Consider the following 18,933-nt stretch of genomic DNA (forward strand, 5'->3'; position numbering starts at 1 on the left):
TGATGTATAGGAAATGTTTCACATTTCTGATCAATCCCGCTAGGAAATGAGCGAAACGTTACAGGGTAACAGGCATGAGTCTTATTCCGGACATCACCGAATTGCTGGCGCGCGCGCGGGCTGATCTGCGTATGGGCGTTCCAGTCGTGCTGGTGGATGATACTGGAAACAGCGTTCTGGCCGTTGCGTGCGAGACACTCAGCCCGCAGCGCCTTGCTGACTTACGCGCCCTCGGGGATAGCCTAGTGGTGGCGATCACAGGAAGGCGGGCCGAAACCCTCAAAGCACGAGCGTATGATGGCGACCTAGCGCGCGTCATGATTCCGGCTGATGCTGATCATGCATGGGTTCAGGCCGTGGCTGATCCGTCTGATGACCTGAACACCCCGATGAAGGGTCCGTTGATGACCGAGCGGCTGGGCAATGCCAATCTGCACCGCATCGCAATTGCTTTGACCAAATCAGCGCGAATCCTGCCAGCGGCGGTCATCGCACCCATCGAGGATGGCCGCAGTTTTGCAGCCGCCCACGGCCTGACTTGCATTGATCATACGCGCGCGGCACCGCATCTGGCAGATCGCAGCCCCCTTCGCGAAGTGGTCGCCGCGCGGCTGCCGATGGAGGTGTCCGAGGCCGGACGATTGCATGTTTATCGTCCAGAAGACGGTGGTGAGGAACATTACGCAATTGAAATCGGCCGCCCCGACCGCAGCAAGCCGGTTTTGGCCCGATTGCACTCGGCCTGTTTTACAGGTGACCTGATGGGCAGCCTGAAATGCGATTGCGGCCCGCAACTGCGCGGCGCACTGGCTCAGATGGGGTCCGAGGGCGAAGGGGTTCTGCTCTATCTGAACCAGGAAGGGCGTGGCATCGGGCTTGCAAACAAGATGCGAGCCTATTTTCTGCAGGATCAGGGGTTCGACACGGTCGAGGCCAACCATCGACTTGGGTTTGAGGATGATGAGCGCGATTTTCGCCTGGGTTCGGATATTCTGAAGTCGCTGGGCTTTGGGGCCGTACGGTTGCTGACCAACAACCCGGCGAAGATTGCGATGATGGAGCGCACAGGGATTGCTGTAACCGAACGCGTCCCGCTGAAAGTTGGCGAAACAGCGCATAATCGTGCGTATCTGGCGACCAAAGCAGCGAAATCCGGGCATCTGTTGTGAGTCCTGCGGATCTGGTTCTGACGCCGAATGGCGTGCGTTTTCTTGGACGGATGTTCCCCTGCTCGATCGGCAAAGGTGGTCTAAGCAACGAAAAGCGTGAAGGTGACGGGGCAACGCCCACTGGCGTATTGCGCATCGTCGGAATGCTCTATCGTCCCGACCGGTTGGCGCAGCCAACATCTTGGGCCAAACCGATTGGCCCCGGCGACCTTTGGTCGGATGATTCTAGGGATGTGGCCTATAACCATTGGGTCCGGGCACCCTATCCGCACAGCCATGAGAAACTGCGCCGTGCGGACCCTCTATATGATCTGGTGTTGCTGACGGATTGGAACTGGCCCAATACGGTTCCAGGGTGCGGATCAGCGATTTTTCTGCATCAATGGCGGCGGCGCGGTTATCCGACCGAAGGGTGCCTGGCCTTTCGTCGTGACCATTTGCGTTGGATCGCGCGACATGTGTCACCCGGCACGCGGGTTATTGTGCCTCGGGCCTGACCCGCGCACCAAAAATGGCCGAGCCGACGCGCACATGGGTCGCACCAAGCGCAATAGCCGATTCAAAATCGCTGCTCATGCCCATCGAAAGTCCGGTCAAACCGTTGCGCTCTGCTATCTTGGCCAGCAAGGCAAAATGCAGCGCAGGTTCTTCATCGACTGGCGGAATACACATCAAACCTCGGATCGGCAGGTCCAGGCTTTGGCATTCAGTGATGAAAGCGTCAGCCTCTGCAGGCAGTATTCCCGCCTTCTGCTCTTCCTCGCCCGTGTTTACCTGAACAAAAAGGTCAGGGCAGGACCCGATCTCTTGCGCCAAGCGCGCCAGAGTTTTGGCCAATTTTGGCCGGTCGACCGAATGGATGGCGTTGCAAAGCTGCATTGCTTGGCGCGCTTTGTTTGTCTGCAAAGGGCCAATCAAGTGTAGATCGATACCGTCAAATCGCTCTTTGAAATCAGGCCACTTGGTCGCGGCTTCCTGAACTCGGTTTTCACCAAAACACCGGTGGCCTTGTTGCAACACGGCTTCGACACGCTCAATTGGCTGCACCTTGGACACTGCGATCAGATCAACAGAGCCCGATGCGCGCCCGGCGGCGGCTTCGGCATTCGAGATTCGTTTGGTGATTTCCTGCAGCGACATTTGCCCCTCGTCCTGTGTTTGCTGCAGAGAAACACGATGCTGGGGCAAAAGAAAAGGGCAGGTCCGAAGACCTGCCCCAGAACTTTGTGTCTAGATCAACTTAGAAGTTGAACTGAACACCGAAGTCCGCACGTGTCGAAGAGTCCGCGCAGATGTCGCAATCGCTTACACCTACACCACCGCGCAGCGATACACCGCCACCCAGGTCGTAGATGGCGCCGATGCCGTACTGCTGGGTATCTGCGTCTGCGTTACCGTCGCCGTAAGCGGCGGTCAGGGTCAGAGCCGAACCAACGTTGAAGGCTGCCGACACACCCCATGCAGTGCCGTCTGTGGCAGCAATTTGAGTTTGGTCGTCAGCTACGAACACTGTACCCGAGAAATCGCCGAATTCGGCACCCAGGGTCAGAACCAGCAAGCTCGGGTTGGAACCGCCGAAACCGGCATCAGTTTCACCATAAGCCAGAGCGGCAGTGACGTTGCTGAAGGTGTAGGTCGCGCTCACGTCCCAACGGTCTGCGTCCTGAGGAACACCACCAACGGCAAATGTTGCCTGGTCGTAAGAAGCACCGAATGCAAAGTCACCAACTGCGTACTGGAAGAACACGGCGTTTGAACCGGCGCCAGTCGACGAGAAGGCCAGGAAGCTGTAGTTAACACCCGAATACTGACCGATGAAGCTTTCCAGACCAGGCTCGTTACCGTAGTAGTTTGCCAAGTTGTCGAAGGCACCCGATACGTTGCCAGCGTCAACACGCAAACCGCCGTAGATGACCGAGAAGCGCGCGCCGCTCAGGCTAGCGGTGTTGGCTTCACCGTTGCCGGCGTTTTCGTCAGCTTGCAGACGAACACGAGCCGAGAATTCAACGCCGCCATCAGTTTCAGCATTCCCGTCGATGTTCAGACGGAAGCGCGAGATCAGGATTGTGTCGTCGGTGTCAACAACAGCTGTTGTACCTTGACCGGTGGTTGTCGGAATGTTCGGAACCGAACCAATGCGGTCTTCTTGGTAGCCAATACCAAAACGGCCCAGGCCGCTGAAGTTGATTTCGGCGGATGCAACGCCGGCGGTGGCAATCAGCGCAGTCGTTGCGAAGAGAACTTTTTTCATCTTGTTTCCCTCGGTTAAAAGTTTTTCTACTCGACGAGCGCACAGCACACGTCTCAGCACGGGAACCGTTTCGCTCTTTTCCCCCCCTTTACGCAAGCTTGGCATATTAGAACTGCCGTCTTTCGGCCTAAATTGGTGCAAGGATGTCACAGTCGGTTTTGACCGCATTCACGCCTTCGGGCGCGCAAGCATTTAAAGAATACACTTGTTGCAGGTCGGGTCCTTCTCTAGGAGTATGGCGAACAAGTTAAAACAAGCGATACAGGACTTTCTGACGATGCGCCTGATGACGATTATGGGTTTGGTGATTGCAAGCGTCACGGTCTCAGCCTGCGGAGCCCCGCCCCCCGGGGATGCCAGTGTTTTAACAGCCGACGGCAGTTCTACCGAAGAGCGTGAGCTGAATGATCCGAATCGTACGTCGATATGGGATGTCTTTGGACCGAACAATAATGAGCAGATCACCAACGTGAACCGGTATCTATGGACGGCATCGTTGGATATTCTCAACTTCCTGCCGATTCAAGAGGTTGATCCGTTCACCGGCGTGATTGTTACCGGCTACGGCACACCGCCCGGTGGCGGGCGCTCATATCGGGCCACGGTACATATCAGCGATCCTGCGCTTGCGGCGCGCTCGCTTTCGGTTGCATTGCAAACCAGCGGTGGCGCACCTGTGAGTGCTGCAACCACGCGTGCGGTTGAAGACGCGATTCTGTCACGTGCCCGCCAGCTACGCATCGCAGACAGTAAGTTCTAGCAACCCGCCGAAAATCACACTATTACCACGCCGGGTTCTCACCCGGCGTTTTCATTCACCAAGGACCGCACAATGTCGCGCTATTCGGCCAACGAAATCGAAGCAAAATGGCAAGAGGCCTGGGAGAAGGCCGGAATCTTTGTCGCCAACCACAAGGCGGACAAGCCGAAATACTATGTGCTTGAGATGTTCCCCTACCCGTCTGGCCGAATCCATATGGGGCATGTGCGCAACTATACGATGGGCGACGTCATCGCCCGCCACAAGCTGGCAACCGGCCACAACGTGCTGCACCCAATGGGATGGGACGCGTTTGGCATGCCTGCCGAAAACGCGGCAATGGCCAGCGGCGGCCACCCGAAAGACTGGACCTACAGCAACATCGCCGACATGCGTGGGCAGATGAAGCCGCTGGGTCTGTCGATCGATTGGTCGCGCGAATTTGCCACCTGCGACCCGGAATATTACGGCCAGCAGCAGGCGTTGTTTCTGGACATGCTCGAGGCCGGGTTGGTCTATCGCAAGAACGCGGTGGTAAACTGGGACCCGGTCGATATGACCGTTCTGGCCAATGAGCAGGTGGAAAACGGCCGTGGCTGGCGCTCGGGCGCTTTGGTGGAGCGTCGCGAGCTGACACAATGGTTCTTCAAGATCTCGGACTACTCCGAGGAATTGCTGAGCGCACTCGACACGCTGGACAACTGGCCTGCCAAGGTGCGGCTGATGCAGGAGAACTGGATCGGTAAATCGCGTGGTCTGCAATTTGGGTTCGAACGCACAGATGGCGGAGATCCGATCACTGTCTACACCACCCGGCCCGACACTCTGATGGGCGCATCTTTCGTCGGGATTTCACCGGATCACCCGATTGCCAAGCAGCTTGAGGCTGAAAGCCCCGAAGTCGCTGAATTTGTTGCCGAATGCCGCAAAGGCGGAACGACAGAAGAGGCAATTGAGACGGCCGAGAAGCTGGGCTATGACACCGGCATCAAGGTCAAGCACCCGCTGGATCCGAATTGGGAGCTGCCGGTCTGGATCGCCAATTTCATCCTGATGGACTATGGCACCGGTGCGATCTTTGCCTGCCCGGCCCATGATCAGCGCGACCTGGATTTCTGCCGGAAATACGACCTGCCGGTGATCGATACTTTCTTTGAGCTCGAGGATGACACACCCGTCGACAAAATCGCTTTTGTTCCACCCAAGACCGAAAAGGTCCGCTGGGTGAACCATTTCGCTGGTTTGACCGAAGCCACCGGAGATGAAGCGATCAACGCAACAGTGGATTTCGCCGAAAAGGCCGGTTGGGGCGAAGGTGTAACCAAATACCGCCTGCGCGATTGGGGCCTCAGCCGTCAGCGTTACTGGGGCTGCCCGATTCCCGTGGTTCATTGCGATACGTGCGGCACGGTGCCCGAGAAGAAAGAAAACCTGCCGATCCAGCTGCCCTACGACAATGGCGATGGCAATCCGATCGACTTTTCGATCCCAGGCAACCCGTTGGACCGCCACCCGAACTGGCGCGATTGTGCCTGCCCGTCCTGCGGAGCGCCTGCCAAGCGCGAAACAGACACGATGGACACGTTTGTGGATTCGTCTTGGTATTTCGCCCGTTTCACCGCGCCCCGCGCCGAAACCCCGACCGTGCTGGCCGAGGCCGAATACTGGATGAATGTCGACCAGTATATCGGCGGCATCGAACACGCGATTTTGCACCTGCTCTATTCGCGGTTCTTTGCGCGGGCCATGAACATAACCGGACATCTGCCGAAAAAGGCCATCGAGCCGTTTGATGCCCTGTTTACGCAGGGCATGGTGACGCATGAGATCTACCAGACTAGGGACAAAAACGACCGCCCTGTCTATCACCTGCCCGAAGAGGTAACGGATGGTAAGCTGGCAGATGGCACCGAGGTCGAGATCATCCCTTCGGCCAAAATGTCGAAATCCAAAAAGAATGTGGTCGACCCCGTCAGCATCATCTCCGCCTTTGGTGCCGACACAGCGCGCTGGTTCGTGCTGTCCGATTCGCCACCCGAGCGCGACGTGGAATGGACCGCGTCGGGCGCTGAAGCCGCTTTCAAGCACCTCAGCCGTGTGCACCGCATCGCCTCCGAGATCGTCGACTCAGACATTCCCGCCAATGCAGAGGACGAAACCCTGCTGCGCGAGATGCACAAGGCCATCCACGACGTGTCGGGCGGCGTCGAATCCTTTGGCTTCAATGCCTCGATCGCCAAGCTCTATGCCTTCACCAACACATTGGCGAAGTCCAAGGCCGGGACCGATGCGAAACGCCAGGCCGCCAAAACCCTGGCGCAACTGATGTCGCCGATGACACCTCACCTGTCCGAAGAGCTTTGGCAGATGCTGGGCGGCGAAGGGCTCGTTGCCACGGCCCCCTGGCCTGTCGCAGATGAGGCGATGCTGGTCGATGACACGGTGACCTTGCCAATTCAGGTCAACGGCAAGCGCCGCGCGGAAATCAGCGTAGCCAAGGATTTGCCCAAGGACGAGGTTGAAAAACTGGCGCTCAGCACCGAAGCTGTGCAAAGGGCGCTGGACGGCGCCACACCCAAGAAAGTGATCGTTGTTCCGGGCCGGATCGTGAATGTCGTCGTTTAACCGCAGATCCCTGTTGCTTATGCCGCTGGTGCTCGCCGCCTGCGGGTTCGAGCCGGTTTATGCGCCGGGCGGCGCGGGTGATACGCTGAACGGACGGGTGAAAGTTTCTGCGCCGAACTCTGTCGAAAGCTTCTTGCTGGTGCAGAGCCTTGAGCGTCGTTTAGGTCGCAGCGCGACTTCGACCAGTGACTTTGCCCTTGCAGTGAACGTTACGACCAACACGCGGGCAGCTTCGATCACAACATCAAACGAGACAGATCGGCTCAATATCGATGGCCGTGCCAATTTCACCCTGACCTCATCCGATACCGGTCAGGTTCTGGCATCGGGCCAAGTGTCGGATTTTGTGTCTTATTCAGCAGCGGGTTCGACCGTATCTGCACTGGCCGATGAACGCGCGGCGCGGGAGCGGCTGATGGTGATTCTGTCAGATCAAATCGTGAATCGCCTCTATGCTACGCCCGGTCTTGCCTCATGAAGTTGAGCCCGCGTGAGGCCGAAGGGTATTTCGCCAAGCCGGACGCAGGCAAAACAGGTCTGCTGATCTACGGCGCAGATGGCATGCGCGTGGCTCTGAAGCGTCAACAGGTGCAGGCCGCGTTGCTCGGCCCCGGGGCTGAAGAAGAGATGCGTCTGACACGGATGCCCGGATCAGATCTGCGCGGCGACCCAACTTTGGTGCTTGATGCGATCAAAGCGGTAGGGTTCTTTCCCGGCCCGCGTGCGGTCTTTGTCGAAGACACGACCGACGCAGCAGCCCAGGCACTGATATCCGCGCTGGAGGATTGGGCCCCCGGCGACGCGCAGATCATCGTGACAGCTGGTCAACTCAAACCCAGCTCGAAGATTCGCAAGGCATTTGAGAGCCACGCGAACGCCTATGCCGTTGGTATCTATGATGATCCCCCGTCGCGCGCCGAAGTTGAGCGAATTGTCAGCACCGCCGGGTTGCAAAATGTACCGCGCGACATGATGGCAGCCCTGAGTGAGCTGGCCGTGAGCCTCAGCCCCGGTGATTTTGCGCAGACTGTCGAAAAGCTTTCGCTCTACAAGCGGGATGACCCAAGTGAGTTGAGCATTGATGACATCGAAGCCTGCGCGCCGCAATCCAACGAGGCAGCCCTGGACGATGTTCTGAACGTGGTGGCCGAAGGGCAACCCGGTCAGATCGGGCCGCTGATCCGCCGGTTGCAGGCGCAAGGGACCAATGGGGTCACGTTGTGTATCGGGGCGACCCGGCATTTTCGCACGCTTTACGCTTGTGCGTCGGACCCGGGCGGTGCGGCCCAGGGAATCGGCAAACTGCGCCCGCCGGTTTATGGCAAGCGGCGGGACCGGATCTTGCGACAGGCGCAGGGGTGGGGGGCACCCAAACTGCAAACCGCGCTGACCGTTCTGACAGATACCGACCTGGCGCTGCGCTCGGCCGGGCAAACCGCTCCGGCCATGGCCTTGGTCGAACGGGCCATGATCCGCCTGGCGATGCTTGCGCGGTCACGCTGAGAAAGGGTTTCGCTTGACCCGGCCCCTAGCGTCAGCACACTGCGCAAAGGCAATCAGCAGGATAGACTCATGTACAAGCTTTACGGCCCCGTCATGACCCGCACATCGCGGGTGATCTGGATGTTGGAAGAGATCGGCGCGCCATATGAGTTAGAGCCCGCTGCGCCTCGGACACCCGAGATATGGGCCCTGAACCCCTCGGGAAAGGTTCCGGTACTGATCGACGGTGACCGCGCCATTTCCGACAGTTCAGCCATTATGACGTATCTGGCGGACAAACATGGGGCCTTGACCTATCCGGCTGGCACTCTTGATCGGGCCGAGCAAGATGCGCTGTTCCACACCATTCTGGATGAGATCGACGCCGTTTTGTGGGTGGCTGCGCGCCACAGTTTCATACTGCCGGAAGACAAGCGGGTCCCGGCCATTCGCGCGTCAGTCGAATGGGAGTTTGATCGCAATTTCCAACGGCTGGAAAAGCGCTTTAAGGGGCCGTTCCTGATGGGCGACAAGATGACCATCGCCGATATCTTGCTGATCCACTGCATGAGCTGGGCCCGAAACTCTGGCTTCCCCCTGAACTCGGATGTTCTGAGCGCCTATGGTAAAGAAATGCGCGCGCGACCGGCCCATATGAGAATGGCCGAGATGGCGGCAAAAGCCTAACCCGGCAAGCGCTGATCAAGCCAATCTGCGGCGGCGCGCCCCGCCCAACGCCCGGTGGCCAAACAGGCCGTCAGCAGATAGCCCCCTGTGGGCGCTTCCCAGTCCAGCATCTCCCCGGCGCAGAACACGCCCGGTATGTCTTTGAGCATCAAAGCGTCGTCCACCGCGTCGCGCGTCACCCCCCCAGCGGTCGAGATCGCCTCATCCATTGGGCGCAGACCGGCGTGGTGGATTGGCAGGTGTTTCAGAAGCTCGGGCACGTCCTGTGCCGTTCCTTGGGTTTTGGACATCTCGTGAAACAAAGCGATTTTCTGAGGCGTCAGCCGCAGCGTGTTCTTAAACCAATGGGTCAGCGTCGCCTTGGGTTTCTTTGCCCGCCAACGATCACGCAGGACGTCCAGCGTGACGTCGGGAAGAAGATCGGCGACTAAGGGCGCACCACTGCGTAACTCTGGCGTCAGCGGGTAGAGCCCCCCACCCTCCAGCCCTTTGGCGGAAATCGTGGCCTCTCCGCGACTGGTTTGATACCCCGCGCTCCAGCGCACTGATTTCAGCGCAGACCCAAAATGGGGATGCATATGGGGGCTCCAATCCATCGACAAGGCCGCGTTTGTTGGGGCAAACGGCTGCAAGGAAACCCCGCGCTGCGCCAAAAGCTCGGCCCAAGCACCGTCCGAACCCAACCGCGCCCAACTGGCCCCGCCCATCGCAAGAACAGTGGCATTCGGCTGAATGTGCTGCACGCCCTCAGGTGTTTCAAACAGAAGGTCTTTGCCGTCCCATCCAGCCCAGCGCCAACGCGTTTTGATCTGCACGCCTGTGTCGGTCAGTTCAGCCAGCCACGCTCGCAAAAGCGGCGAGGCTTTCATCACGGTCGGAAACACCCGGCCTGTTGATCCGGTGAACAGCTCTTGCCCCAAATCTTGGGCCCAGTCTTGGACGCCCCTGGCATCCATTTGACCAATCATCGGTCGCAGCCATTCCGCGGCTGGCCCGTAGGCGTTGATCAGTTTGTCAAAAGGCTCGTCTTTGGTCAGGTTCAGGCCCGATTTCCCTGCCATCAGGAATTTGCGTGCAACCGAAGGCTTGGCTTCGGCCACCAAAACGCTGTGCCCGGCAGCGGCCAGCTGCGTGGCGGCCATCAACCCGGCGGGTCCTGCCCCGATCACCACTGCCTGCGCCATTGCTGCCCTCTTGCCTTCGCCCTGTTTCCACGCGAGTTTCTTGCGATGACCGATGGTACACCGACCTGCCCGCTTTGCGACCGCCCGATCCCCGAGGGCGGTGGCAGCCTGCACCATCTGATCCCAAAACTCAAAGGAGGCAAGGGCGGGCCAACGGTTCTGCTGCACAAGATTTGCCACAAGGAAGTGCACGCAACCCTGACTGAGGCCGAGCTGGCCCGCAGCTACTACACCGTTGAAAGCCTGCGCGGCCACCCCCGGCTTGAGAAATTTCTGACCTGGGTTCGAAAACGCCCGCCCGGGTTTCAATCGAAAGTGCCGGGCAAGCGGCGGGGGCGGTGATTAGTTCCGAAAGATCGGTGTGTCGCGGCCCTCGATTTCAATGCCTTGATAGTCAGGCACCGGCGCAAATTGCGCATCGGTAATATGCTGAAATTCCAAGTTTGTATAAGGGCGCTTCCACAACCATTCGCGGTTCTCCACGGCCCACAGATCGGCATCGGGTGGAATTTCGTCGGTGAAGGCATAGAAATGCAGATCAAAGCCATAATCCGCCACATCCTGCACTGACAGCAGGCGCATTCCCAAACGACGGCATATCGCGTCCTCTGCCGCAATATCACCGGTGCGCAGGGTGATCTGGCCAATCGTGGCCTCTGCGAATGGGGCATCAGGATCGCCGGCACCTTCAGGCCGATTGCCTTCGAAATCCTGTTGCAAAAGTTCGATCTCGAACCCTGCGGGGTCACTCAGGTGGCACATATAGCCGATGTCCTGAAACTGGCGTGGGGCGCTGACCGGAATGCCGATGTCGTTCAAGTGCCGGGCCGCCAGATCGACATTCGGCAAGGTAATTCCGATCTTCCAATACCGTTGACCCCGATCCGCCGTGAAGCCTCCACCACCCGGCAGCAGCAGCAGATCAGCGTCCACACCGGCATAGCCGACGCGCCGGGCCTCACCGTCGGCTTGGATCCGCATGCCCAGCAGATCGCGGTAGAACCTGGCCAATACTTCCGGATCGGCCACGCGCAGCTTTAGGGCCGACATCCTCATCGGCACTGCTCGGCGATCCCTGCCGCGATCTCAGGTTTGGCCGCCAGACTGTCGGCCACTAGAGCGCGCGCCGTTGGCATCAAAGCGTCAGGCTCGACGACGCGGTCGATCAAGCCAAACTCATAGGCCTCGGCGGCGGTGATCTTTTGTCCGGCCATCAGGATCAGCTTGGTCCGCGCCGGGCCAATCAAGGCGGCCATACGCTTTGGATCCGAGGGCTGAGGCAAAAAGCCCAACTTCATCACCGGGTAGAACACCTTGGCCTCGGGTACAGCGATGCGCAGATCGCAGGCCAAGACCATGCCGTTGGCACCTCCGGCCAGCGTGCCGTTCAGGGCAGCGACCGTCAGGCAAGGCAATGCAGCAATCGCGCCCGACAGCTTTTCCCACAGGTCTGATGTGGCAAGCCCTGCGCGTGCCTCATCCAGATCAGCCCCGGCGCTGAATACCCTGCCTTTGCCTGTCAGGATCAAGGCCCGCGCCTCTGTCGCATCTTGGGCAATTTGCAATAGATCGGACAGCATCGCGCCGGTCAGCGCATTGGCCTTATCGGGGTTGTTCAGCGTGACAATCCAAAGCCCGTCTTCCTTGGTCAGGTCGATCACTTAAGACCGACCCGCGCCCGAATGTCTTCGTTGCGCAATGAAATCTCGGTGCCAAGAAACTCATCCGCATCCTCCGTGCACATCCAAAGCAGCGCGCGGGCGGGCCAGTCAGCCGGGATATGGTCATCCCAATCCAGTTGGCTTACGGGATTGATGCCGCTGGCCTTGATCACCCGCTGCATATCGGTCGCGACCGTACCAGGGGAAAGACCCATCGCGCGGATACCATGATGCGCCGCTTCCAGATGCAGGCACTCGGTCAGCATCTTGGCCCCGGCTTTGGACGCGCAATAATGGCTCCAGGCCTCAACAGGGTTCGAGGCCGCACCCGAGGACACGGTCAGCACCGTCCCACCCCCAGCCGCGCGCATGACGGGCAATGCCGCGCGCATTCCGTAGAAGACGCCTTTCAGGTTGATGTCAATCGCCGCGCTCCAAGCCGCCACATCCGCATTGGACATATGAAAAATCGGATCAATGACCCCGGCATTGCCGACCAGAACATCCAGCCCGCCAAACCGGTCAACGCAATCAGCGACCGCCTGTTCGACCTGCGCAAAATCGCTCACGTCGCAGCTGAGCGCCATTGCATTCTCGCCAAGCGCTGCCGCCAAGGCGTTAATTTGATCGCCGCTGCGCGCAACCAGAACCACATTGGCCCCTGCTGCGGCAAATACGCGCCCTGCTTCAGCTCCGATACCGCGGCTGGCGCCCGTAATCAGTACAGTTTTTCCCTGCATCGACATATGCTAATCCCTTGGATCCAAATTCTTCGCCAAGTCGTAACGTGCAAAAGGGGAATAGGTCCACCCCTTGCCCCTTGACGGCGCTAACGGCAGGCACGACGATGCCGTCAAATTTGATTGAGAAGGGTTCTCCTATGTCTGTTTTCCTCCACCGCAGTTGCGGCGCGGTACTGGCCTATGCTGTGGTTGCACAAGGCGCATTTGCTGACGTCACCGCCAAGGATGTTTGGGCCGATTGGCAATCATACATGGCCAGCGTCGGGTACACTGTCACCGGCGACGAGGCCACGTCGGGCAATGTCACGACAATTTCGAACATAGTCATGGCCTTGGATTTGCCAGACACCGATGGGCAGATCGAAATCACCATGCCCGAAATGACCATGACTGAAAATGGCGACGGTACAGTCAGCCTGACCTTCCCTGAAAGCTTTCCGATCATTCTGAGCGGCGCCGGAGAAGGTGAAGAGTTTTCTGCTGAAATTCAGTATACCAATTCCGGTTTGTCGATGGACGTTTCCGGAACACCCGAAGATATCGTCTATGATTATGTCGCGGATAACCTGACCCTGGATTTGACTTCAATCACGGTTGGCGACGAAACCATTCCGCAAGACGCCATGGGCGCGAATATTTCTATCAATAACGTGACGGGCAAGACCCGCATGCTGGTTGGCGAAAAACGCGATGTTGATCAAAGCTTCACCGCAAGTGACGCCACCTACGCATTTGTGTTCGACGATCCTGAAAGCGATGACGCCGGACAGATCCGCGGCCAAATGGGACAATTGGTGATGGAAGGTAAATCGACCATTCCAACCAATGTGGACGCGACCGATGTTCAGGCCTTCTATGACGCTGGTTTCTCGGGCGAAGGCTCTTTCACCTATGGGTCAGGCAGTGCGGAAGTCCAAGGCACTGCCGAAGGCGAAAGCTTTTCTCTGAGCAGTAGTTCCGAGGGTGGTCGCCTTGCCGGCAGCATCGACGCGGGACATCTTGCCTACGATGTTGAACAGAACAGCGCCAAAGTCGCAGTGACCACAGCTGATCTGCCATTCCCGATTGAAGTTGCGATGGAAAAGGCGGGATTCAAATTCGACTTCCCGCTGATGGCCTCGGACGAAGTTCAATCGTTCAGCTTTGGCATGAACCTCACCGATTTCACCATGTCGGATGTCTTGTGGAGCCTGTTTGACCCGGCAGAATCCTTGCCACGCGATCCGGCGACCATTGTCGTTGACACAAGCGGAACCGGGAAGGTTCTGGTTGATTTCATGGACGAGGAAGCGGTCGAAACCTTCGCAACCGGCGACGTAACGCCAGGTGAACTGCATTCGCTGAAAATAAACGAACTGCTTGTTTCGCTGGTTGGCGCCAAACTGACCGGCGATGGCGATTTCACCTTTGACAACACCAACACCCAGGCCTTTGGCGGGATGCCGACGCCTGCGGGTGTCGCCAATCTGCAATTGGTGGGCGCCAACGCACTGATCGACAAGTTGATCGGTATGGGTTTGATCACCGAGAATGACGCGCTTGGGGCGCGTATGATGATGGGTCTGATGGCCGTACCGGGCGAAGAGCCCGACACGTTGAATTCAAAGATCGAATTCACCGAGGATGGCCAGATCCTCGCGAATGGCCAGCGTCTGAAGTAATTTCTTGGGGAAGGCGGAGTGCCTGCCTTCCCCAATCTTTTCCGAACGTCACCCAAGACGACGCAGCGAACAGAACCCTGCAGTGCGATCTTGCGGATATGAATCTTCAGACCAACTTTTTGGATATGCGCCGGGTTCAAACGGTCCCGCAGAATCCATCATGTCGCGGGTAATCGCGAAACCTCTGATCGTTTCGCCTTCAACAGCAGCTAAGCACCGGCGCGGCTATATCTCAACTGTTTGTCAAACCCTGTGGATAGCCCGGCAAAACGCCCGGTAAATTGGCTTCGACCCTTGCGGGCTTGCCCGCGCAAGGCTAGGTCCATTTGAATCAGACCGGAGGCCGCATGACCCGAACACCCGAAGACATCAGCCATCAGTTGTTGGACGCCGCGCGCAAGGCCGGGGCCGAGGCGGCAGACGCCATCGTGATCGACGGCACCTCGGTTTCCGTCGAAGTTCGCGAAGGGGCTTTGGAGCACGCCGAACGGGCCGAGGGCACGGATCTGGGTCTGCGGGTGTTTCTGGGCAAACAGCAGGCGATCGTGTCCAGTTCGGACAGCCGCCCCGAAACTCTGGCCGCAATGGCCGAGCGGGCCGTAGCCATGGCCAAGGAAGCGCCGGAGGATCCGTTTACCGGGCTGGCGGCTGCAGACCAGCTGATTCAGGATTGGGATCTGAACGCGCTAGAGCTTTGTGATCCTTCACCGGAGCCCACAGCCGAAGCGCTGATGCAGGATGCGCTACAAGCCGAGGCTGCGGCCATGGCAGTGGAAGGTGTCAGTCAGGTCTCGGACGCAGCGGCGGGCTACGGCATGCACCGGGTTCACCTGTCTGCGACCAATGGCTTCTCGGGCGGTTATGCGCGGACCAGCAGGTCCACATCCTGCGTTGCCATTTCTGGTGAAGGCACCGGGATGGAACGCGACTATGACGGAGACAGCCGCAGTTTTCAGGCCGATTTGCGTGATCCGTCCGAGATCGGGCAGTCGGCTGGGGAACGCGCAGTTTCGCTGGTGGGCGCACGGCAGCCCGAGACCGGGAGCTTTCCGGTCTTGTTTGACGAACGCATTTCCTCGTCGCTGATCGGCCACTTGCTGGGGGCCAGCAATGGTGCCGCAATTGCGCTAGGCGCGTCGTGGCTGAAGGACAGTCTGGGCGAACAGGTGCTGCCTGAAACGCTGTCGCTGATCGAAGACCCCCACCGCCCGCGTATTTCGGGTTCGCGGCCCTTTGATGCCGAGGGGCTGCCGACCCGTCGCCGCGCCATTGTGGAAAACGGTGTGTTGACCGGGTGGACGCTCGACCTGTCAAGCGCTCGAAAGCTCGAAATGACGTCAACCGGGAATGCAGCAAGGGGTGTTTCTGGCCCACCGTCACCCAGCAATTGGAACCTCGCCCTCACACAAGGCGACCAAAGCCGCGCAGACCTGATCCGCGACATGGGTACGGGGCTTTTGGTGACGTCGATGATCGGTTCGACGATCAACCCCAATACCGGAGATTACTCGCGCGGGGCATCTGGGTTCTGGGTTGAAAACGGTGAGATCACCTATCCCGTCAACGAATGTACAATTGCGGGCAACCTGCGCGATATGCTGATGCGCATCATCCCGGCGAATGACGCGCGGACCTATCTGTCGCGGGTGGTTCCGTCGATCCTGATCGAAGGGATGACACTTGCCGGCAACTGACCTGTCACTGCTGATCGACGCCGCACAGGAAGCGGGGCAAATCGCGACGCGGTATTCGGGCCCACAAGCGCAGCGCTGGGACAAGCCCGACGGTGCAGGGCCAGTGACCGAGGCGGATCTGGCGGTCAACGAAATGCTGGAGCGCAAGCTGCAATCCGCGCGACCCGGCTATGGCTGGCTTAGCGAAGAGACCGAAGACACGGACGACCGACTGGGCAAAGACGCGGTTTTTATCATCGATCCGATTGACGGCACCCGCAGCTTTGCCGAAGGGTCAAAAACCTGGGCCCATTCGCTCGCCATTTCCGAAAATGGCATTGTGACCGCTGCTGTGATTTATCTGCCGATGCGTGATCTTCTTTACGCCGCCGCCGCTGGGCAGGGCGCCACGCTGAACGGAACTCCGATACGAGTTTCGGAGCCTGGGGGTTTGACCGAAGCAGAGGTGCTTGCAGCCAAGCCAAACCTTGCACCCCACCACTGGCAAGCCGGGAATGTACCGGAATTCAAGCGAGTCTATCGCCCTTCACTGGCTTATCGGATGGCGCTTGTTGCGCAGGGCCGGTTTGACGGCATGCTGACATTACGCCCCAGCTGGGAATGGGACATCGCCGCGGGGGATCTGATCCTGCGTGAGGCAGGTGGCTGTTGCACCGACCGCAAAGGCACTGCGCTGCGGTTCAACAATGCACATCCGCGCCTGAACGGCGTATTGGCCGCCGGCGCGCATCTGCATGAAGTGTTGCTTGGGCAACTCGATCAAACCAGCGCCGGGTTGCCTGAATGAGCAAACCCCGCTCTCTCAGCCTTGCGGCGTACCGGATTCTGTCCTGGGGTGTGCCGCAGACAATGGGTCGCGACCTGCCACCGCGACCTGAGGGTGAGCTACTTTGGCTGCATCTGAACAGCCCCGAGAAATTGCCGGTGATCGAAGACTTCGCCAGCAGGCTTCTGGCTGCGCGACCGGATGTTTCGCTTTTACTGACCGCCCCGTCTGACGCAAACATTTCGGATTGGTCCAACAGCCTGTGGCCAGTTGTACCGCTACCGCCTGATCAACCAAGACCGGCACGCGCCTTTCTGGACCATTGGCAGCCAGATCTTTGCATCTGGATCGGCGGTGGCTTGATGCCAAATCTGATCAACCGCGCGGAAGAAAAAGCCATTCCGATGATCTTGCTCGAAGGCGTCGTCGATCTTGTCATGTCGCGCTCGGGGCGCTGGCTGCCGGATATCACGCGCTTTACGCTGGATTGCTTTGACAGGATTGAGACTTGCAACGAAAACACGGCCCGCCAAATTCGAAGGTATGGGATTGCTTCGTCGAAGGTTTCTGTATCCTCACCGCTGCGCATTAGCCCTGATCCCCAACCTTGGCCAGAAGATGAGTTGATCGAAACCAACCATGCTTTGGGCGGTCGCCCCGTCTGGCTGGCTGCTTGGGTTCAGGACACCGAGTTCATTTCCGTGCTAAGCGCACATCGGCAGGCCATGCGGCTGTTGCCAAGGCTTGCCCTGGTTTTGCATGTTGCCGACACTGCAGAAGCCGACCCTTTGAACCGGCGGCTTGAGGCTATGGATTTGCGCTGTTCCAACTGGGACGAAGGGCAGCAAATTGAAGACAATACGCAAGTCATTCTGACGGCATCGGACGAGGATCTGGGCCTGTGGCACCGGGTGGCCCCCGTGACTTTTATGGGAACATCTCTGGAGCGCGGCGCGACCGGGCAGAACCCTTTGCTGTCGACAGCATTGGGGTCCTCGGTGATCCATGGTCCTTATGTCATCCACCACAGCGACAGCTATCACCGACTGGATTCGGCGGGTGCGGCGGTGACGGTGCGTACAGCAACAGAGCTGGGCGACACGGTCGTTGACCTTCTGGCGCCGGATCGCACGGCAGATATGGCACTGGCGGGATGGGAATTGGTGACCGAAGGTGCGCCGCAGACAGATGATCTGATAGAGTTGGTCCAGCACTATCTGGACAAGGGAAGAGCCAACCGTGCGCGCACCTGACTTTTGGAACATGCCGGCTGACAATCCCGGACTGCGCGCGCGGCTGTTGTCGCCATTGGGCAGCCTTTATGCCGCCGCCACAGCGCGCCGGGTCGCGTCTCGACAGGCCTATAGGCCCGGTATTCCCGTAATATGTGTCGGCAACCTGAACGCGGGCGGAACCGGAAAAACCCCAACCGTGATCTGGCTGTTGGAGGTGTTGCGCGACAGTTGGCACCACCCCCATGTGGTCACGCGCGGGCATGGTGGAGCATTGGACGGGCCTGTGAAGGTCGATCCCAACCAACACAGCGCGGCTGAGGTCGGAGACGAACCTCTGTTGCTGGCCGCCTTCGCCGAAGTCTGGGTCGCCAAGGATCGCGCAGCGGGCGCCAAAGCCGCCGTCGAGGCGGGCGCGACGGTCATCGTGTTGGATGACGGGTTTCAGAACCCAACGGTCGCCAAGGATTTTTCGATCATCGTCGTCGATGCGGCCAATGGCTTCGGGAACGGGCGATGCATCCCCGCAGGCCCTTTGCGAGAGCCGGTTAGCGTCGGTCTGAAACGCGCCGACTTGGTGCTGTCTTTGGGCGATTCTGACGCACAAGACCAGTTTACACAAAGCTGGGGGAGCGCGATCACCATCCCCAAGGCCAAAGGCGAGGTCACCGCTCTGCAAACCGGGATGGATTGGTCCACAACGCAGGTTTTGGCCTTTGCCGGAATCGGCCACCCGGAAAAGTTCTTTCGCACATTGCGGCAACAAGGGGCCGAGCTGCTGCGCGCAGAGGCCCTGGATGACCACCAGCCTCTGACACCCGCGTTAATGACACGGCTGGAAAATGAAGCCCGCTTGCTGGGGGCACAAATGGTGACAACGGAAAAGGATGCGGTGCGCCTACCCCGGGCCTTTCAGGCCAAGGTCATCACCTTACCCGTGCGACTGCAAGTGGCAGAGCACGATCGGGTGAAAGAGATGGTCTTGAACGTCGCCCCTTCGCCCAAGTGACGCCCAGGC

Annotated in this window: 19 protein-coding genes; 13 read left to right on the plus strand and 6 right to left on the minus strand. The window is 59.0% G+C overall.

Translation table 11 applies throughout. The features are described from left to right. Positions 1 to 74: 74 nt before the first annotated feature. Positions 75 to 1,169: a GTP cyclohydrolase II gene (gene ribA, locus GOV38_RS15815; RefSeq protein ID WP_171209087.1), complete on the plus strand. Its 1,095-nt coding sequence runs from the start codon at positions 75 to 77 to the stop codon at positions 1,167 to 1,169. Continuing rightward, positions 1,166 to 1,666, plus strand: a complete 501-nt coding sequence (locus GOV38_RS15820; protein WP_171209088.1) for a L,D-transpeptidase family protein — start codon at positions 1,166 to 1,168, stop codon at positions 1,664 to 1,666. Before ribA ends, GOV38_RS15820 begins: the two co-directional genes overlap by 4 nt. On the opposite strand, the gene GOV38_RS15825 is transcribed toward GOV38_RS15820, so the two are convergent. Both GOV38_RS15825 and GOV38_RS15830 read right to left on the minus strand, forming a co-directional pair. After that, entirely contained in the window at positions 1,647 to 2,309 is a 663-nt protein-coding gene (locus tag GOV38_RS15825; protein ID WP_171209089.1) for a YggS family pyridoxal phosphate-dependent enzyme, read from the minus strand. The two genes, GOV38_RS15820 and GOV38_RS15825, sit on opposite strands and share 20 nt — an antisense overlap. 100 nt (positions 2,310 to 2,409) lie before the next feature. After that, a complete protein-coding gene (locus GOV38_RS15830; protein ID WP_171101698.1) occupies positions 2,410 to 3,420 on the minus strand; it encodes a porin in 1,011 nt (336 codons plus the stop codon). Positions 3,421 to 3,697: 277 nt separating this feature from the next. Between GOV38_RS15830 and GOV38_RS15835 the strand changes: the two genes are divergently transcribed. The 5 genes from GOV38_RS15835 (at position 3,698) to GOV38_RS15855 (ending at position 8,974) form a co-directional block, all read left to right on the plus strand. Beyond that, positions 3,698 to 4,180: a DUF3576 domain-containing protein gene (locus tag GOV38_RS15835; RefSeq protein WP_171101699.1), complete on the plus strand. Its 483-nt coding sequence runs from the start codon at positions 3,698 to 3,700 to the stop codon at positions 4,178 to 4,180. Positions 4,181 to 4,252: 72 nt separating this feature from the next. Then, a complete protein-coding gene (gene leuS, locus GOV38_RS15840) occupies positions 4,253 to 6,805 on the plus strand; it encodes a leucine--tRNA ligase (protein ID WP_171209090.1) in 2,553 nt (850 codons plus the stop codon). Continuing rightward, on the plus strand, positions 6,792 to 7,283 hold the full coding sequence (lptE, locus tag GOV38_RS15845; RefSeq protein WP_171209091.1) for an LPS assembly lipoprotein LptE: 492 nt from the start codon (positions 6,792 to 6,794) through the stop codon (positions 7,281 to 7,283). The genes leuS and lptE overlap by 14 nt, the downstream gene beginning before the upstream one ends. Continuing rightward, complete coding sequence (gene holA, locus GOV38_RS15850) at positions 7,280 to 8,308, plus strand: DNA polymerase III subunit delta (protein WP_171209092.1); 1,029 nt, start codon at positions 7,280 to 7,282, stop codon at positions 8,306 to 8,308. The genes lptE and holA overlap by 4 nt, the downstream gene beginning before the upstream one ends. Before the next feature lie 69 nt (positions 8,309 to 8,377). Continuing rightward, positions 8,378 to 8,974: a glutathione S-transferase family protein gene (locus tag GOV38_RS15855; protein ID WP_171209093.1), complete on the plus strand. Its 597-nt coding sequence runs from the start codon at positions 8,378 to 8,380 to the stop codon at positions 8,972 to 8,974. Here the strand turns inward: GOV38_RS15855 and GOV38_RS15860 are convergent. Further along, a complete protein-coding gene (locus GOV38_RS15860) occupies positions 8,971 to 10,158 on the minus strand; it encodes a TIGR03862 family flavoprotein (protein ID WP_171209094.1) in 1,188 nt (395 codons plus the stop codon). The two genes, GOV38_RS15855 and GOV38_RS15860, sit on opposite strands and share 4 nt — an antisense overlap. Positions 10,159 to 10,203: 45 nt before the next feature. Between GOV38_RS15860 and GOV38_RS15865 the strand changes: the two genes are divergently transcribed. Then, complete coding sequence (locus GOV38_RS15865; RefSeq protein ID WP_171209095.1) at positions 10,204 to 10,500, plus strand: HNH endonuclease; 297 nt, start codon at positions 10,204 to 10,206, stop codon at positions 10,498 to 10,500. Here the strand turns inward: GOV38_RS15865 and GOV38_RS15870 are convergent, their stop codons facing one another. The 3 genes from GOV38_RS15870 to GOV38_RS15880 are packed head-to-tail and all read right to left on the minus strand — an operon-like array spanning position 10,501 to position 12,565. Further along, the gene (locus tag GOV38_RS15870; RefSeq protein WP_171209096.1) at positions 10,501 to 11,214 is read right to left on the minus strand and encodes a VOC family protein; all 714 of its coding nucleotides are present in this window, start codon (positions 11,212 to 11,214) and stop codon (positions 10,501 to 10,503) included. Next, the gene (locus GOV38_RS15875; RefSeq protein WP_171209097.1) at positions 11,211 to 11,819 is read right to left on the minus strand and encodes an enoyl-CoA hydratase/isomerase family protein; all 609 of its coding nucleotides are present in this window, start codon (positions 11,817 to 11,819) and stop codon (positions 11,211 to 11,213) included. The genes GOV38_RS15870 and GOV38_RS15875 overlap by 4 nt, the downstream gene beginning before the upstream one ends. Then, positions 11,816 to 12,565, minus strand: coding sequence for an SDR family oxidoreductase (locus tag GOV38_RS15880; RefSeq protein WP_171101371.1), 750 nt, complete (start codon positions 12,563 to 12,565; stop codon positions 11,816 to 11,818). The genes GOV38_RS15875 and GOV38_RS15880 overlap by 4 nt, the downstream gene beginning before the upstream one ends. Before the next feature lie 134 nt (positions 12,566 to 12,699). Between GOV38_RS15880 and GOV38_RS15885 the strand changes: the two genes are divergently transcribed. From GOV38_RS15885 to lpxK, 5 genes are all read left to right on the plus strand, one after another. Beyond that, a complete protein-coding gene (locus GOV38_RS15885) occupies positions 12,700 to 14,223 on the plus strand; it encodes a DUF2125 domain-containing protein (protein ID WP_171209098.1) in 1,524 nt (507 codons plus the stop codon). A 347-nt stretch (positions 14,224 to 14,570) separates the two neighbouring features. Further along, positions 14,571 to 15,917, plus strand: coding sequence for a TldD/PmbA family protein (locus GOV38_RS15890; protein ID WP_171209099.1), 1,347 nt, complete (start codon positions 14,571 to 14,573; stop codon positions 15,915 to 15,917). Then, positions 15,904 to 16,704, plus strand: coding sequence for a 3'(2'),5'-bisphosphate nucleotidase CysQ (locus GOV38_RS15895; protein WP_171209100.1), 801 nt, complete (start codon positions 15,904 to 15,906; stop codon positions 16,702 to 16,704). Before GOV38_RS15890 ends, GOV38_RS15895 begins: the two co-directional genes overlap by 14 nt. Further along, entirely contained in the window at positions 16,701 to 17,936 is a 1,236-nt protein-coding gene (locus GOV38_RS15900) for a 3-deoxy-D-manno-octulosonic acid transferase (protein ID WP_171209101.1), read from the plus strand. Before GOV38_RS15895 ends, GOV38_RS15900 begins: the two co-directional genes overlap by 4 nt. Further along, on the plus strand, positions 17,923 to 18,924 hold the full coding sequence (lpxK, locus tag GOV38_RS15905; protein WP_171209102.1) for a tetraacyldisaccharide 4'-kinase: 1,002 nt from the start codon (positions 17,923 to 17,925) through the stop codon (positions 18,922 to 18,924). Before GOV38_RS15900 ends, lpxK begins: the two co-directional genes overlap by 14 nt. Positions 18,925 to 18,933: the final 9 nt, after the last annotated feature.

This window comes from Ruegeria sp. HKCCA5839, from assembly GCF_013035585.1.
GTDB lineage: Bacteria > Pseudomonadota > Alphaproteobacteria > Rhodobacterales > Rhodobacteraceae > Ruegeria.